The organism is Novosphingobium album (ex Liu et al. 2023) (assembly GCF_029076845.1).
In the GTDB taxonomy this organism is placed as follows: Bacteria; Pseudomonadota; Alphaproteobacteria; order Sphingomonadales; family Sphingomonadaceae; genus Novosphingobium.
Window position 1 is genome coordinate 1 of the sequence record NZ_JARESE010000041.1, and the last position, 15,933, is coordinate 15,933.

12 protein-coding genes and 1 pseudogene are annotated in these 15,933 nt (G+C 63.9%); 6 read left to right on the forward strand and 7 right to left on the reverse strand.

The window, feature by feature from the left end; genetic code table 11:
* Positions 1-28: 28 nt before the first annotated feature.
* Positions 29-820, reverse strand: a pseudogene (locus PYV00_RS12220) (ArdC family protein); the annotation flags it as partial.
* A gap of 573 nt (positions 821-1,393) precedes the next feature.
* Positions 1,394-1,699, reverse strand: coding sequence for a hypothetical protein (locus tag PYV00_RS12225; protein ID WP_275228546.1), 306 nt, complete (start codon positions 1,697-1,699; stop codon positions 1,394-1,396).
* Between the two features lie 145 nt (positions 1,700-1,844).
* On the opposite strand from PYV00_RS12225, the gene PYV00_RS12230 reads away from it, so the two are divergent.
* Positions 1,845-2,045, forward strand: a complete 201-nt coding sequence (locus PYV00_RS12230; protein ID WP_275228547.1) for a helix-turn-helix domain-containing protein — start codon at positions 1,845-1,847, stop codon at positions 2,043-2,045.
* Here the strand turns inward: PYV00_RS12230 and PYV00_RS12235 are convergent.
* The 5 genes from PYV00_RS12235 to PYV00_RS12255 form a co-directional block, all read right to left on the reverse strand.
* Complete coding sequence (locus PYV00_RS12235; protein ID WP_275228548.1) at positions 2,042-2,425, reverse strand: DNA -binding domain-containing protein; 384 nt, start codon at positions 2,423-2,425, stop codon at positions 2,042-2,044. The two genes, PYV00_RS12230 and PYV00_RS12235, sit on opposite strands and share 4 nt — an antisense overlap.
* A 151-nt stretch (positions 2,426-2,576) precedes the next feature.
* Complete coding sequence (locus tag PYV00_RS12240; RefSeq protein ID WP_275228549.1) at positions 2,577-2,762, reverse strand: transcriptional regulator domain-containing protein; 186 nt, start codon at positions 2,760-2,762, stop codon at positions 2,577-2,579.
* A 5-nt stretch (positions 2,763-2,767) separates the two neighbouring features.
* Positions 2,768-3,625: a phytanoyl-CoA dioxygenase family protein gene (locus PYV00_RS12245; RefSeq protein ID WP_275228550.1), complete on the reverse strand. Its 858-nt coding sequence runs from the start codon at positions 3,623-3,625 to the stop codon at positions 2,768-2,770.
* The gene (locus PYV00_RS12250) at positions 3,622-4,224 is read right to left on the reverse strand and encodes an acyl-homoserine-lactone synthase (protein WP_275228551.1); all 603 of its coding nucleotides are present in this window, start codon (positions 4,222-4,224) and stop codon (positions 3,622-3,624) included. Before PYV00_RS12250 ends, PYV00_RS12245 begins: the two co-directional genes overlap by 4 nt.
* A gap of 56 nt (positions 4,225-4,280) precedes the next feature.
* Positions 4,281-5,072, reverse strand: a complete 792-nt coding sequence (locus PYV00_RS12255; protein ID WP_275228552.1) for a helix-turn-helix transcriptional regulator — start codon at positions 5,070-5,072, stop codon at positions 4,281-4,283.
* Between the two features lie 325 nt (positions 5,073-5,397).
* On the opposite strand from PYV00_RS12255, the gene PYV00_RS12260 reads away from it, so the two are divergent.
* The 5 genes from PYV00_RS12260 (at position 5,398) to PYV00_RS12280 (ending at position 15,743) form a co-directional block, all read left to right on the forward strand.
* A complete protein-coding gene (locus tag PYV00_RS12260; protein WP_275228553.1) occupies positions 5,398-5,970 on the forward strand; it encodes an RNA polymerase sigma factor in 573 nt (190 codons plus the stop codon).
* Positions 5,967-6,941, forward strand: a complete 975-nt coding sequence (locus PYV00_RS12265) for a FecR family protein (RefSeq protein WP_275228554.1) — start codon at positions 5,967-5,969, stop codon at positions 6,939-6,941. The genes PYV00_RS12260 and PYV00_RS12265 overlap by 4 nt, the downstream gene beginning before the upstream one ends.
* 76 nt (positions 6,942-7,017) lie before the next feature.
* On the forward strand, positions 7,018-10,527 hold the full coding sequence (locus tag PYV00_RS12270; RefSeq protein ID WP_275228555.1) for a TonB-dependent receptor: 3,510 nt from the start codon (positions 7,018-7,020) through the stop codon (positions 10,525-10,527).
* Positions 10,528-10,605: 78 nt separating this feature from the next.
* Positions 10,606-12,810, forward strand: coding sequence for a zinc-dependent metalloprotease (locus PYV00_RS12275; protein WP_275228556.1), 2,205 nt, complete (start codon positions 10,606-10,608; stop codon positions 12,808-12,810).
* Positions 12,811-12,974: 164 nt separating this feature from the next.
* Entirely contained in the window at positions 12,975-15,743 is a 2,769-nt protein-coding gene (locus PYV00_RS12280; protein ID WP_275228557.1) for a M16 family metallopeptidase, read from the forward strand.
* The last annotated feature ends 190 nt before the right edge of the window (positions 15,744-15,933 follow it).

The following is a 15,933-nucleotide window of genomic DNA, read 5'->3' on the forward strand; positions in this document are numbered from 1 at the left end:
CCGTGGGCGTCCATCGCCGACCTTACTGCAAAGTTGCGAGCGGCGCAGACTGTCCAGATAAGGCGACCAGTTCCTCGCGGGCGTAATCCTTGCTGCCGAAGCGGTTGGTCAGGTTGCGGTTGAGCCGGGTCGGATGGCCGGTGGCGTGGGTCAGTTCGTGAAGGCAGGTCCGGTAATAGTTGATCTGCTCAAAGAAAGCGGGCTGCGGCGGCACCTGCACGAAGTCATGGCTCGGCACATAGAATGCCTTGTCGCCGCCGATGCGGAAATCGACGCCGCTCGCCGCAATCACCGCCTCGGCGACGGGGACAATTTCGCGGTCGGGAAGCGGCGCAGGATCGGCGGCAAGACCGGGGCGAAGCCCTTCGCATTGGGCGACATTGAACACGGTGAAGCGCTTAAGGAACGGGATCGCCTTGGCGTCGCCGCCCTCGCGCTCGACGCGGGCCTTCTCGCCCTCGGGAACGAAGCGGTCGGCATAGACCACGATCTGGCCGCGTTCGCCCTTGATGACACAGCCGCCCGCCTCGCGCGCCTGCCGGAAGGTCAGCCAGCTTTGCGAGGGATAGCCATTGGCGATGACCGCGCCCCACAGCAGCAAGACATTGACGCCCGAATAGCTGCGCCCGGTGAGCGCGTTGCGAGGCAATGAAGGACCGGCGCAGGCGGCACCGCCCCACGGCTGGACCCACGGCACGCGCCCCGCCTCAAGCTCGGCGATGATGCGGGCGGTCACCTCGTCATAGAGATTGCCGCGTGGCTCGGCACTGTCGCCCAAAGCCTTGCCACGCGCACGACGATTCGTAGGACTCGACACCATAGCCTCCTCACCCGCCCAAAAAGCCCCATGGCCTCCCCCGAGAGGCGGGGGGTGGGCGGCGAGACGCGACCAGAGGAGGCCCGGCTCCAGCGGCGCGCGCACCCGAAGGGGCGCAATGGACGTGAAGCACTCCGCGCAGCGGAGTTGCGAGCGCCGCGACGGGCCTCAGGCGGAAGCGCCGGCCACACCCGCCGACGAGGGAAGGCCCACAAACAACGCCGTCGCGTCATCAGGACGCGGCGACCACAGATGCGCCATGCGATCGTCACCGTAAGGCCGAGACCCGCAAGGGGCTCGGGGTCGCGGGAGCGACCTAGAGCGCGGTCGTGGGCGGCGAAGCCGCGATGCCCCGCGCCGCCCGGCGCGAGACAAGACGCACCCTTGCATGCGGCCGGCCAGCGCGGCGGCGTGCGCGCGGGCCTGTGGGCCAGCCGCCGCCGTGCTCCACGGTCGCGCAAGTGTGCAGACGCGGGTCAACCAGACGCGCGACCCCTGGCGGCGGCGCAGCGACGCCAGAGTGCGCACCGCAGATCCCGCGTTCGACCAGGCATCGCCGCCGTCCCGCGAGGCGCCTCACTTCTCGCGTTGCCGCCGCCGACGGGAAGCCGCGCGTGCCTGTTCGCCGAAAGCGGTGATTGCGCTGCGCAGTCCATCGCCGGTAATCCACCGTGCCCGCGCAAGATGCGTGTCCCAGCAGGTCTGGGCGCGCATCGCATCCGTGGTTGGATCGATACCCAGAATCTCGAGCGAGCCGTCCTGCCAGGCGACGCCGTCCTTCTCGGCATCCAGCAACTCGGCATAAGTGAGCAGGTGCCGCCGATCATAGTCAAAGACGGTCTCGCCCGACGGCGCGACGGTATCGAGAGGATCTGACGACATCGGGCCTCGGTTGCTCAATGGCCGACCAGCGGCCGTCCCCTCTATACATCAAGTTGGTGTAAGATACAGCTGAAGTCACGGTCTCACATCAATTTGATGTGAGGGACTGGTGGCGCGAGGCATCCACGATAGTCGCTATCGCTGGGTGATCGAGCAACTGATCGAAGCCCGCAAGCAACAGGCGCTGACGCAGCAGGCCGTGGCGGAGAAGCTCGGCAAGCCGCAGCAATATGTCTCGCGCTACGAGACGGGCGAGCGCCGGCTCGACATTTTCGAATTCATCGATGTCGCGACCGCCTTGGCGATCGACGCGCTCGCCCTGGTAGGCAACGCGCCCAAATCCTAGATTCGTCCTGCCAATACGCCGCGCGGACCTGCGCGGATGAGGGCGACGGCGAGCGGGATCATCCGGCGTACGCGCGATTTGAGATGCTCGCCGTCTCCGGGCCAGTCGCCGCCATAGATGCCAAGGCCGATCGCGCGCTGGCTGGCGCCCGCGGCGGTCGCGTCGCCGACCCGGAGCGCTTCCACCAGCCTGCCGAACCGCGTCCCGACATCGGTTGGCGGCTCCCGACCGCGCAGAAAGGCATCGAGGCGGCGGGCCGACTCGAGCTGGGGTTCAAGGATGCGACCATAATCGATCAACGCCGCGACCGGACGCGGCCCGTCGTCGAGGGCGCCATCACGACCTTCCAACTGCAGTGTTCCGTCCAGGAGGTCGAGCAAGACATGCCGTCGATCCGCAATCCGAATCCCGCGACGCCCTATCCGTGCGAGATCGAGCGCCGGACCCGACCGCGCCGGCACCACCGCCAGCAGACGCGGGTTCGCGGCCGCCGTCCAGGGCGGGACCGCGTGGGCGCAGTCAAGCTCGGGATCAGCCGGGAAAGTGCAGCCCCCACAGAGCAGCAAAATGAGCGGCGGCCTCGCTGGCAGGGACAGCGCGCATGTCCGCGCGGTAGGCCGGATCGCGCCGCAGCAGTTCCCAGGCGAGCGCCGGCCGCCCGCCGGCGAGCACGGCCGCGTAGGCAACCGTGTCCCGCCAGTCGGGAAGCCCGGACATCGGCATCAGTCCTGCCGATCCGCGAGAAAGGCGACCGCCTGCGCTTCCTGATCGGGACGCAGCGCGTCGATCGCGCCGGGATATTCGGGGACCGATTCCCCAAGCAGTATCGACGGGCATTGCCCCTCGACATTGCCGAGATTGGGTCGGTGCTGCGCATAGCCGACCAGCGCCGCCAGCTCGGGTGAAAAGTGCCGCGCGACCGCCGGCGGATATACCAGCCACTGCAGTTCGAAGGGTCTCAGCCAGCCGAGGCAATAGCTGACGATCACACCACGGCGCGGCGCGGCCGATATGTTGCCGCCACCGCCATGCAGCGTCGAGCCGAGAAACAGCAGGGCGTCGCCCGGCGCGAGCTCGGGGACGACCGCATCCTCCTCGGGCAGCTCGCCGGCATCCTGGTCGACATGGCTGCCGGGCCACAGCCGCGTCCCCCCATTCTCGAGTGTGAACGGGTCGATCGGCCACATCACGTTCACGAGATATTCCATGCTGCCCTTGGGGCCGGCCCACATGTCCTGGTCGCGATGGGGCAGTTGCGCCGGTGCGCCGGGATGGATCTCGACCGCCTGCGTCAGGTTGAGCGCGATGCGCTCGCACCAGGGCAGCAGCATGCGTTCGACGATCGCCAGCACCGCCGGGTGGCGGACCAGCGCCTCGGCATGTGGCGAACGTCGGAGCAGAGCGCCGAAACGTCGGGTGCGGTGCCCGTAGAAGACGCCCCGGCACATCGGCGTCAGAGCGAAAGATGGGGCGAGGTCGGCGGCCAGGGCGCCGATCGTGGCAGGATCGAGCGCGCCGCGCATCACGCTCACGCCCTCTCGCGAGAGATCGCCGGTGGCGATGTCGATGCCCACGCTCATGCCGCGAGCTCCAGCGCGCCGACATAGGTGCCGGTCCAGGCGAGCCGCTCGCAGATGTCCGACGTGACCTCGATGCGGAAGGCGCCGATCGGACCGCCGGCAATGCGAAGGGCGGGGCCGAGCGGTTCGGCGCGCCATCCCATGGCGAGCACCTCACGCCTGAATCCCTCGGGGATAACGCCGGTGATGTGCTCGAGCCCGCGCGCCAGCGCGAAGTCGGCCATCGCCGAGATCAGTGCGCTTCGTAGCTCCCGCCTGCGGGCGGCACCGTGGCGGCTCGGCAGGCAGAGCCGCGTGCTCTCCCACGTCGTTGGTCCCACGGGAACGCCCGCGATGCAAAGGTGGGGAAATATCTCGCCCAGCAGGTGCGGCAGCCAGCTCGGCAGCATGCGCAGCGACGCCTCGTGTCGTCCGCCATCGTCGATCGAGATGATATAGACGGCATCGGCGGTGTCGAATTGGTCGATCTCGAAGCGGCCGTCGACGACGGGGACGTCCCAATCGAAGAAGTCCACGAACTGCGCCTTGCGGTCCGCGAACATGGATTCGAGCGCCGCCTGATGCGCGCTCCCGGGGTAGTTTTCGATGGTAAGGATCATGTGCTGCTCCCGTGGCTTGATGCGCCGCGAGAGGAAGCAGCTTTGGACAGTCAGCTTTAGCGCCCGGAATCCACGGTCCTTGACGGCCGCAATTCGTCCGTCGCGATCTCGCCGGCGAGGATCGCGGCCGCCAGCAATTCGGTGCGGTCGCTCGCCCCGAACAGGCGGCGCGCATCCCGCATGTAGCTCTCGACGGTGCGGACGGTCAGGCCGAGCCGATGGGCGATGAGCTTGTCCTTCAGGCCCTGTCCGGCGAGCAGGATGCAGTCGCGGTGGCGCGGCTCGAGCCTCGGCAACGGACCGCGCTGCGCCGGGCCGGCAAACCGGCGGGCCTGCTGGAAGGCGAAGGTGCCGAACGTCTGCGCAGGTCCGAGCAGCATTTCGGCGCGGCGCACGGCCTTGAGGCCGGCGAAGGTGCAAGACCCGAAGCAGGCGCCGAGCCTGGCACAGGGGACGGTGATCCCCTCGTTCAGTCCCTCGCGGCGACCAAGTTCCAGGGCAAGCCGGTCATGGCGATCCAGATCGATGATGGCGGGCAGGTTCGACCACAGGAACGCGGCCTCGGCGAACAGACAGCCGCGCATGACCGGATCGCGGCGGTAGCGGCCTTCGGCGATGATGCGCCGGGTGGCACCAGCCGCATAGTCGCGCAGGTCGACCGTTCCGGGCTTCGGAGATCGCAGATCCTCGTGCGTCAGGATCGCAAAGTAACGGCAGCCCAGATCGTCGGCGAACGCGCGCGTCACCGCGCGAAGCTGGGCGCGATCCTCGGTGTCGCGGATCGCGCGGACAATATCGTCCAGCAGACTGAACGCGCACTCGTTCCACAGCCGGCTGCCTCCAGCCATGTAGACCTCCTGCCGCGGCATGCCGCGAACCCGGGCCCCCTAAGCCGGTCGGTTGATCATCCTGCCCCGTTCGCGACTATGACAAGGCGACGCCCGAAATGGGTAACGTGGCGATCGATCCGTTCCGGTGCCAGAGCCTCCCCGACGGTGCGTTACCCATATCGATGCGCGGCTGGTCTAACCGGGCATTCGCGGGACCCGCCGCAAGGATCGAACAGGGCTGGCGAAAAAAATGCGTGGGTAGCCAAATTTCGCGTTACCAATTGTCCCGGTGCGGACTGTCATGTGCACTTCGGACAATTGCAGCGAGGTTCACCCCGCCTGAATGGTCGACGATGACGAGCTCAATGCCTGGTTCGTGCGGGAGGTGCTTCCTCTCGAGCGGGCGTTGACGTCCTACATCCGTCGCAACTGGAGGGTGTCTGAAGACGTGCTGGAACTGAGGCAGGACATATATGAGCATTCGCTGATCGGTGCGCGCCGCGCACTGCCGCTCAATGCGCGTGCCTATGTCTTTACAATCGCCCGCAATCACCTGATCAACAACGCCAAGCGGGCCCGCATCGTGCCGATCGATACGATGGCCGACCTGGATGACATTCACCACGACATCGACATGTTCGAAGCGGAGCGGGCGCTTACCGCGCGGGACGAACTGCGCCGCGCGAAAGAAGGGATCGACAAGCTGCCGCCCAAGTGCCGCGAAATCATCCTGCTGCAGAAGATCGACGGGATGACCGATCGCGAGGCGGCGGCGTCGCTGGGCGTCTCGGTCGAGACGGTCCGGCGCCAGATCAAGCTCGGGATGAAGGCGCTGTTCGACCACATGGCGGGCGGGTCGGGCAGGATCGTGCGCAAGAGCTATAGGCGGCGCGCGGACGGTGAGGTGCTGCCATGAGGCGGCAGGAAGCGATCGAGGACCAGGCGCTCGACTGGTTGATTCGCCGTAATGCGCCGGACTGGACCGAGGACGAGCAAGCCGAGCTCGATGCCTGGCTCGACGAGTCCATGGCGCACAAGGCGGCGTTCTGGCGCGCGGACCATCTTTGGCAACAGGCGGACCGCATTCGCTCGCTCGGGATCGAGCACGACGATCGGGCCGACGAGCACGGCCCTCGCCGCAGATGGTGGCCGGCGGCGATCGCCGCCAGCCTGGTCGCCGCCGTCGGCATTGGCGGATTGTCGGTCGCTCCGCGATTTCTCGACCAGCCTGCACCGCAGGTGCAGCAGGCCCGCTTTGATACGCCCATCGGCGGGCGGCGCGTGGTGCCGCTGGTGGATGGCAGCAAGGTCGAGTTGAACACGCAGACGGTGCTGCGGACGGCGGTTGGACAGAGCAAGCGGGAGGTCTGGCTGGACTCGGGCGAAGCGTTCTTCGAGGTCGCGCATCGCGATGGCGAGCCGTTCGTGGTCCATGCCGGTCGCCAGACGATCACGGTCCTCGGCACGAAATTCTCGGTTCGCCGCGACAAGGATCGCGTGACGGTCAATGTGCTCGAAGGGCGGGTCCGGGTCGACGACGGCGAAGGCGCGATGGCCCATGCCGCGATCATCACGGCGGGCGATACGGCGATCTCGCGCGGGCCATCGACGCTGATCGCAGCCAAGTCGGAGGAGCGGGTCGCGGATGCGCTCGCATGGCGCGACGGCATGCTGAGCTTTGACCAGGCGCCGCTCACGGAGGTCGTCGCCGAGTTCAATCGCTACAATCGCACCCGGCTCGTCGTCACCGATGCCGCTGCCGGGCGGATCCCGATCGGCGGCTCGTTCCAGGCGTCGAGCGTGGACTCCTTCACGCGACTGCTGCGCGACGCATACGGCCTCAAGATCGAGCGCGACGACACCACCGTGAAAATTTCGGCGCCGTAGCGTTACCAAAAGCAAAGACCGGATTGTCGCACCCTTCCATTGGGGCAGATAACCTGCCCGGAATGGGGGCAAAGAAATGATCCGGACACTCGCGGCAGCATTGGCGACCAGCACGTGCATTGTGGCGCTCGCCACGCCTGCGGCAGCACAGACGCGCGAGTACAACATTCCCGCCGGCTCGTTGAAGTCTGCGCTCGATGCCTATGTTCGGCAGTCCGGTCGGCAAATCGTCTATCGCGCCGACGAAGTCCGCTCGGCCCGGTCTCCCGGTGCTCGCGGACAACTGTCGGCCGAGGCTGCTCTCACCAACTTGCTCGCAGGCAGCGGCTTCAAAACCCGCGTCGATGGCAATCTCATTGCGATCGTGAAGGCAGGAAACGTCGAAGGGGTCGTTAGCCAGGGCAGCCCCCTCGCGCGCAACACCAAGGGGCGGCAGGTGCAGCGCGCTCGCGGGCATGGCATTGTCGAAGGCAAGGTCGTCGACAATGCGACCGGTGCCGCTTTGAAGGGCGCGCTTGTCGAAATCGTCGAAACCGGAGAGGTCACGCGCACCGACGATCTTGGGAATTTTCGTCTGGTCGGCGTGCCGGCTGGCGAGTTGACCGTCCGCATATCTTATCTCGGCTATGCCGAGGTCACCAACGACGTGTCGGTATCTGGCAACGCTCCCGTGCGCGTGCAATATTCGCTTCTTGCGGGACAGAGCGCCGATATCGTCGTGACCGCCTATCTGTCGTCGCGCGCGCAAGCGCTCAACCAGGAGCGCACCGCCGACAATGTCTCGACTGTGATCTCGAGCGACCTGCTTGGCGACTTTACAGGGACCACCTTGTCCGAAAGCCTTCGCCGCGCGCCCGGCGTTATCTTCGACCGCGATGCGGCAACCGGCGATGGCACCAATATTACCATTCGCGGCATGGCGCCCGATTTCAACGCAGTGAAAATCAACGGCGTTGAGCTTCCTGAAGGATCAGGTGTCGGACGATCCGCGTCGCTCAACAATGTGCTTACCGAGTCCATTAACAAGGTTACAATCTCGAAGACGCTGCTTCCAAGTCAGGACAGTGCGGGAACCGGCGGGCTTGTCGAAATCGAAACGAAAACGCCGCTGGACCGGCCACGGCGCTTCGTGTCGGTGAGTGTCGAGGGCGCCAAGCGCGGCCGTGATTTCACCGACGACTTCCTCGTCGGCGGTACGGCCTCGGCGCGTTTCGGTGCCAACGACCAGTTCGGTATTTCGGCGTCCGTCCAGTATCGTGACCGCAGCTTGATGCGCATCAGCTATAATACGAGCCCCTTCTTCGGCCTGTATCTGCCGCTTCAAGTCGATGGCACCCCGACGATAACTTCGACTTCGGACATCGATCCGCGTCTCGCCTTTCCATTCGAGCAAGGATCCGACGGCGTCTATCCGATCGGGCTAGATATTTCCTCCGACCGCACGCGCACAAAAAATCTGAGCGCCACCCTTAGCGCGGCTTGGGAAGTCGACACGCATACGAAACTGTTCGCCGACTATCAGCGGCTCGATCTCAAAGTGAACCGATACTCTGAGTCGCTTAGCATGTTCGCGAATCCGATCTCCTATGCGCCTCTTCCAGTCGCTGCCCTCGGAGGCGAGGTGCGTCAGGCGATCGACTGGTCGAGCCGCAGTCTTGGCGTTACGCCGTCCTTTTCATATACGCCCAATGCGAAGACGACGACCGACGTGCTGTCTTTCCGCGGCGAAACCAATCTTGCCAGCTGGAGCTTCAAATATTTGGCCGGCTACGCCAAAGGGCGGACGCGCGGCGAGACGATGAATGTCAATTTTGAATCACCGACGCTTGTCCTGACGGACGACCAGCTTTTGCCCGAAGCGTTCGATCCGGTGGAAGGCCGCGTCATCACGCCCTTTCCCCAGCTTCGTCCAGGCATGAGTTCGATTCCGACTCCCTTGCTTTCGCAGGCCGGTCTCGATCTCCTCAACGCCTCGACTTACGAATGGCGACGCGCAAACCTCTACAGCGCGCGGGGACAGAACGAGCGGTGGAATGGTGAGTTCAGCGTCAGGAAAGAGTTTGCTTCGAGTGTTCTGCGGTCCATCGAAGCTGGTGCGACCTACAAAAATTCAAAATTCTCGGACCAATCGGGCGTGGCTTTTGACTATGCCGCGCTCGTCGTGGGGCTTTCCCCCGCGACCTTCGGCTTGCCGCTCACCGACTCGCCGCTTTCTCCGATCGGCGTCGATTTCGGCTTCCGCAATCTCAGCCGGGAAGACGGGATCGCCTTCGCACAGATTTTGCAAGACGCCTGTTTGAGCACCGTCTGTCCGACCGGATCGAAATATGCTCGCTATATCAACCCGGCCGACAGCCGTCTGAAGGACGAGTTTACCCAGGAAAGCGAGCTCTCGGCCTATCTGCAGGCCACGCTGCAGTTCGGAAAACTCGAAGTCATCGGGGGTGCGCGCGTCACCCGCGTCGATGTCAAAGCCGTCAATCTGCAGGGGCCGCGGATCTTTCGGGCGGATTTCAGCCAGGATGATGACTTCTTTGCCGTCAATAATGCCGTCGTGGCGGATAGGGCGCGGCAGACCGACGTTCTTCCACGCATTCTCGCCAATTACCGGTTCGACGAGAATAATATCGTACGCCTTGGCTATTTTATGACTGTCGCGCGACCGCAGATCAATCTTCTGTCGCAGACACCCGGTGTCACGCTTTTCCTAGGCCCCCTGCCTGGGCCGCGAGGCAACCTTCCGTCGCTGTTCGTCCAGTCGGGCAATCCGGACCTCAAGCCTGCGCGCACCGACAATTTCGACCTGAGCCTCGAACATTATGACGGCGCGATCGGCGTCATCAAACTGGGTGTCTTCTACAAGCGCTTCCACAATCTTTTGGAGTCGACCTACCTGTCTGGCGCGGCGACGATCGACGCGGTGAGGGGCGTGCTGCCCGACGATCCGCGCTTCGCCGACGTCCTCGCCAATCCGAATAACTATAATCTGACGCTGTTCCGCCCACTCAACAATGAGGACACAGCCGATCTGTGGGGCGTCGAAGCGGCGATCGAACGGCAATTCACCTTCCTTCCGGCGCCTTTCGACGGGCTCGGGGTCTATGCGAACTACACTTATGCCAATAGTTCGAAGAACCAGCCGATCACCTGGACTGCAAAGCCGGTGCTCGACGCGCAGGGCGCTATCGTGGACTTCGAGTCCGAAGATATCGTTCTGCGCGATCTTCCGTTCAGCGGGCAGGCGAAACATTCGGGAACTTTGGGCCTGACCTACAACAAGAAGGGATTCAGCGGAAATCTCGCCTACACGATGCAAGGGCGCAGGACCGTCGGCTATATCGGAAACGGCATCAGCAATTTCGAGGAATCCTTTGGAACGCTCGATTTTCGTGCCCAATATAGCACCAAGCTCGCCGGCGGCGATTTCCAGATATTCCTCGAAGGAAGCGATCTGTTGCGGGGGGCGAGCGATTCTGGACTCCGCAGCTCGCAAGGCACCGGCAGCGGATCCAACGGCCGTTATCTGTACCGCGGATCCTATTATGGCGGCAGGCAGCTTCGCGCCGGCGCGAAATTCTCCTTCTAACGCAAACGTCTATCCTACGCGATGTGTCGGACTCACCGATATGGCAGGTGAGTCCGGGCATCGTCGACCGAGGTGCCCATGACATTGATTCCGCGACGTCCCGCCAAGCGGCATATCCCGCTTCGCCATTCCCTTCTCCTTGCCTCGGCGATTGGTGCTGGCCTCCTCGTATCGTTCCCCGCCGTTGCGGCTGAGCAAGCATGCGTGAAAAAGGAGGTGTGCATCGAAGCTGGCGACACTATCCTCCTTCATGTCGCCCGGTCACGTCTCGGCGAGGATCTCATCTGGATCCGCGAGCCGAGCGAAGAAGTGCGCTACATCAAGATGGAGGAGGTTGGCGCGGAGTCCGGCAAGCCCGAACTCCGCCTCACCATCGATCCCGACGAAGCCGATTATGACGACCTTCCGGGATATGCGCCCTCGTCCCACCTTCCGCGCGGAATCAGCCAACCGAACCTCTTCGATGCGTCGGGACCGCTTGCACCCTCGAACCTCGTCGATGGCTATGTCTTCGACATCACCGCACTGCTGAAGGGAGATCGCACTGAGGGCGCCGACCTCGGTGCGGTCAAGTCCGATAGCCTCAAGCTCGCCAGCCTTCGTGCATTTGGTGAGACGGTCCTGGTCGGTCTGAATGCGAGTTACGAGATCAAGAATTCGCCAGGGAAGCAGGGCAATTTCACGACCTACTGGTCGTTCCGGCTGCCGCCCGCGGAAGCGATGGAGGCACAGCCCTACAATGAGAAAATGGGGGGCTACAGCGCGATCGACAACCGGCGCAAAACGGGACGTCGGCCCGCGAATGTAGTCAAGTTCCGCTTATCGGCTGCCGATGTGGCGAAGGGGACCCCGGTCATCAGATTCTATCTCGACCCTGCAATCCCGCTGGCATTGAAGCCCGCGGTCGTCGAAGGGATACTGGCCTGGAACAAAGCTTTCATTCCCCTCGGCATCGATCATGCGATCGAGGTCCGCGAGATGCCGCCGGGTGAAAGCTGGCCCGAATTCCGAACAAGCGTCTCAGCGCTTATCTGGGGGCCAATCGATCGTTCCGCCAATCTCGCCACGGGCGGAGGGACGGCTCGGCATGTCATCGATCGCCGGTCGGGCGAGATATTGAAGGCCGATGTCTTCGTCGATGGTCCTTTTTTCGACGGGTTGCGGCAATTCTTCGCCGTCGCTCCGAGAAAACTCGAAGGAACCGACTATCTCGACGTAACGGGTCCAATCCATCTCGCCTTGCTGCGCCGCTTGACGGGGCACGAGGTCGGGCACGGCATCGGGCTGCGCGACGGCAACTATGGGATCGGAACCTATTCTGTTGCCGCGCGCAGCGATCCCCAATGGCTCGGCAAGATGGGTTTTACTCCGAGCATCATGAACTACGAAGAGTATAATCGCCTGATAGAAGCCTCGCCGGCTCCGAATTTTCCGCTCGACTATCTCATCGCCGGCGTCGGGCCGGGCGATGTTCATCAGATCGGGCTTTCCTACATGATCGCCGATGGCCTCACCCGCGCGCAGCGGATCGAACGCATCCAGTTGGCGGCGCGGGCGCAAATCGATCAGCCCTGGCTCCGTTTCATCGGGCAGGATTTTCTTCATGCCGTGCCTACGAAGATCGCAGACTACGACGACACGAAGGCGCTCGAAGTGGCATGGGCGAAGACGTCGGACGGGCTCGCGGTGCTAGGCCGCGACGCGGCGCGCGGCAGCATCGACCCGGCGACCGCCGCACTCTTGTACAAGGAACTGCAGTCGAGTTTTTCGGTAACGCTCATGAAGCATATCGACATCGTCGGTGCGACCGAGAAGGGCTATACCGAGGCGGCCTGGCCAAATCCCGTCTACCAGCCCGTCGCGGTCGAGCGTCAGCGTAGGCTCGTGGGCTATGTCGCATCGAACCTCAGCCGCTTTTCGGAGAGCTTCCTCGAAGGCGCACCGCCGACGATCAAGACGAGCATCATGCTCGGCGCGGCGAACGCGGTAGGCCAGACCGCGCTACTCTCGCTCCTCGATGGAAACCGGATTTTCGCGCTCGAAAAGGCGATGGTCCTCGGCAAAATGGCCTATCCGGTCGGTGTCTATCTCCAGGACATCCGCGAAGGATTGCTCGGGGCGGGGCGTTGCCCGACGCTTTCCGAAACGCAAAAGCAGCTTCGGCAAAGCTATGTTGATGTGCTCGACCTTCTCGCCAAGCGAGCATCAACGACGGTGCAGATGGCGATCGACAAGGAAATGGGAGTGCTGAAGAGGCAGGCGGCCTGCGGGGACGAGCGATAGGCCGTCGCCTAAGTTCGGTATGAGCGCGACCGCCCAGAGCTGGAATGTCGTCATGCCGCTCGTCGAAGGCTTCGGCATGTCCGTCGGCGGATCGGCCGCAATGCGTGCGGAGATGCCGCACTCGTTCGACTCATGGCAGATACTCACCCAAAGGGACGAATTACATGATGTTTCGGAAAATTCTCGTTGCGGGGCTGCTTGCCTCGGTACCTGCTCTCGCGCCCTCGGCCGCCGCCAAGCCAACCGCTTCGATTACCAAGCCTGCTGTCTCCGATCCGCTCGCCGCGCTTGAACTCGACGTGCCGGCGAAAAGGTTCGTCTTGAAGAATGGCCTGACGCTTATCGTCCATGAGGACAAGTCGGCGCCGCTCGTCGCGGTCAACATCTGGTATCATGTGGGCTCGAAGAACGAACCGAAAGGGCGTTCGGGCTTCGCGCATCTCTTCGAGCATCTGATGTTCAACGGCTCGGAGAATTTCAACGACGACTACTTTAAGGCCACCGAGAAGATCGGCGCGAGTGACCAGAACGGCACCACCAATCCCGACCGCACCAACTATTATCAGACCGTGCCCAAGGCGGCGCTGGACTCGATCCTGTGGCTCGAGTCCGATCGGATGGGGCATCTTTTGGGCGCGATCGACCAGGCGAAGCTCGACGAGCAGCGCGCGGTCGTGAAGAATGAAAAGCGCCAGGGCGAGAATAAGCCCTACGCTAAGGCGTCGGATCTCATCATGGCGGCGACGACGCCATCGGAGCATCCTTATGGCCATTCGACCATCGGCTCGATGGAAGATCTCGATGCGGCCTCGCTAGACGATGTGAAGCAATGGTTTCGCGACTATTATGGCCCCTCGAATGCGGTGATCGTCTTGTCGGGTGACATTTCGCCCGAGGAGGGTCTTGCCAAGGTCGAGACATATTTCGGGAGCTTCGAACCGGGAACGCCAGTGTCGCAGCCCAAGAGCTGGCCGGTGCGGATGGCAGGAGCGGTGCGAGAGGTCGCCTATGACCGCGTCGCGCAGCCACGCCTTTACCGCGTCTGGAACATCTCGGACTATGCCTCGGCCGACACCGACTATCTGCAATTCCTGGCGCAGGTGCTCGCCGGCGATCGCAACTCGCGCCTGGTCAAGCGCCTGGTGATCGACGAGCAGGTCGCGACGGGTGTCTCCGCCGAGGTCGACAATCGCGAGATCGGCGGCCAATTCTACATCAGAGTCGACCTCAAGCCCGGCGCCGACATTGCCGCGGCCGAGCGCGCGATCGGCGAGGAATTGAAGAAGATATTGGCCGCGGGGCCGACCCCTGCCGAAATGGCGCGGGTGCGTACGCAGAATGTCGCGGGCTTCGTGCGCTCGATGGAATCGATCGCGGGCAAGGCCAGTCTTCTTGCCGAAAGCCAGACCTATCTGGGTTCGCCCGATGGCTGGAAGCTCGGCTGGTCGCGCTATAAGGCGGCGAAGCCCGCCGATCTCGTCCGCGCCGGCAACGCCTGGCTGACCGGCGGTGACTATGTTCTCCACGTCCTGCCCTTCGGCCAACTCGCCGCTTCGGGGGTCGATGCCGATCGCAGCAAGCTCCCCGAGCCGGGCGCGACGGCGCCGGCGAGCTTCCCCGCGGTCGAACGTGCGACGCTTGGCAATGGTCTTGAACTGGTGGTGGCGCGGCGGACGGGGGTTCCGGTCGTCAACATGACGATGCTGATCAGTACCGGGACGCCGGCGGATTACGCCTCGACGACGCCCATGACGGGCGCTCTTGCCATGGGCCTGCTCAAGGACGGCACCGCCTCGCGAACCGGCGAGCAGATCGTCGACGAACTCGCCGCGCTTGGTGCCAGCGTCGGCGCGGGTGGCGGCGGCGAGCAGAGCACCGTGACGCTCTCGGCGGTGAAACCGACGCTGCGCCAGGCGCTCGCCATCTATGCCGATGTCCTCCTCCATCCTGCCTTTCGCAGCAAGGATGTCGAGCGCGTGAAGGAGCAGGCGATAGCCGGCATCACCTCGGCGCGGCAGGACGGGGCGTCTGCGGCGGGGCGTCTCTTCCCCTCGCTCATGTACGGGAAGGCATCGCCCTATGGCCGTCTCGCGACCGAGGCCGATGTCGCATCGCTTCGCCCCGCCGATCTTGCGGCTTTTCACGATCGCTGGTTCAAGCCGAACAATGCGACGCTGATCGTCGCGGGCGATACCACGCTCGCCGAACTGAGACCGCTCGTCGAGTCGGCGCTGGCCGGGTGGCAGCGCAGCGCCGTCCCCGAGCATATCGTCCCCGAGAGCGCGTCGGCTAAGTCAACTGTGGTCTATCTCTTCGACAAGCCCGGTGCGCCGCAGTCAGCCATTCGCGCTGCTGTGATCGCACCTAAGCGTGCCGATGGCGACGAAATCGCGCGCGATCTGTTCAACACCGCGTTCGGGGGCAGTTTCACCTCGCGCATCAATATGAAGCTGCGCGAGGAAAAGGGCTGGGCCTATGGCGCTTCGAGCGGGATCTCAGGAGGGCGTGGAAGCCGGCTCTTCGTCGCGCAGGCCTCGGTCCAAGCCGACAAAACCGTGGACTCGATGACCGAAATCGCCACGCTTCTCAAGGACGCGCTTTCCGGCAAGCCGGTCGACGCGGCCGAGCTCGCGCGCGCCAAGGACAATATGAGCATGGGCCTCTCGAACGACTGGTCTAAATCGAACGGGATCGCGCAATATCTGCTCGACGAAGCCGTCGCGGGCCTGCCGGAAGACTACTATGCTGAGTATGCGGCGCGGATCGGCGCGGCGGGCGAAGCTGGAGTAAATGCCGCCGGTTCGGAATTGCTGGCGCGCAAGCCGCTCACTTGGGTAATCGCGGGCGATCTCGCCAAGATCGAGGCTCCGATCCGCGCGCTCGGACTTGGCGAAGTGCGCGTGCTCGATGCCGATGGCAATGTCCTGCGCTGATCCCAACGGGTTGCGTGTGCGGTAGGCGCAAGTAACCAGTAACTCTCGGTCACAGACAGCGATTGAGCAGCTGCAAAGGCCCCATAAAGTTATTCTGTGGCCCTTGCCGGTAGCTCACACCAAGCGGCCAACTCTGACACTTTCCGACCAAGCCAGCGGACACCTTTCGTCCAACGCAGGCGGAGGTCGG

Excerpts from the sequence above, each read along its gene's own strand:
- PYV00_RS12225 (WP_275228546.1), bottom strand. The coding sequence starts at position 1,699 with ATGTCGTCAGATCCTCTCGATACCGTCGCGCCGTCGGGCGAGACCGTC.
- PYV00_RS12240 (WP_275228549.1), bottom strand. The coding sequence starts at position 2,762 with ATGTCCGGGCTTCCCGACTGGCGGGACACGGTTGCCTACGCGGCCGTG.
- PYV00_RS12245 (WP_275228550.1), bottom strand. The coding sequence starts at position 3,625 with ATGAGCGTGGGCATCGACATCGCCACCGGCGATCTCTCGCGAGAGGGC.
- PYV00_RS12250 (WP_275228551.1), bottom strand. The coding sequence starts at position 4,224 with ATGATCCTTACCATCGAAAACTACCCCGGGAGCGCGCATCAGGCGGCG.
- PYV00_RS12255 (WP_275228552.1), bottom strand. The coding sequence starts at position 5,072 with ATGGCTGGAGGCAGCCGGCTGTGGAACGAGTGCGCGTTCAGTCTGCTG.
- PYV00_RS12260 (WP_275228553.1), top strand. The coding sequence starts at position 5,398 with ATGGTCGACGATGACGAGCTCAATGCCTGGTTCGTGCGGGAGGTGCTT.
- PYV00_RS12265 (WP_275228554.1), top strand. The coding sequence starts at position 5,967 with ATGAGGCGGCAGGAAGCGATCGAGGACCAGGCGCTCGACTGGTTGATT.
- PYV00_RS12270 (WP_275228555.1), top strand. The coding sequence starts at position 7,018 with ATGATCCGGACACTCGCGGCAGCATTGGCGACCAGCACGTGCATTGTG.
- PYV00_RS12275 (WP_275228556.1), top strand. The coding sequence starts at position 10,606 with ATGACATTGATTCCGCGACGTCCCGCCAAGCGGCATATCCCGCTTCGC.
- PYV00_RS12280 (WP_275228557.1), top strand. The coding sequence starts at position 12,975 with ATGATGTTTCGGAAAATTCTCGTTGCGGGGCTGCTTGCCTCGGTACCT.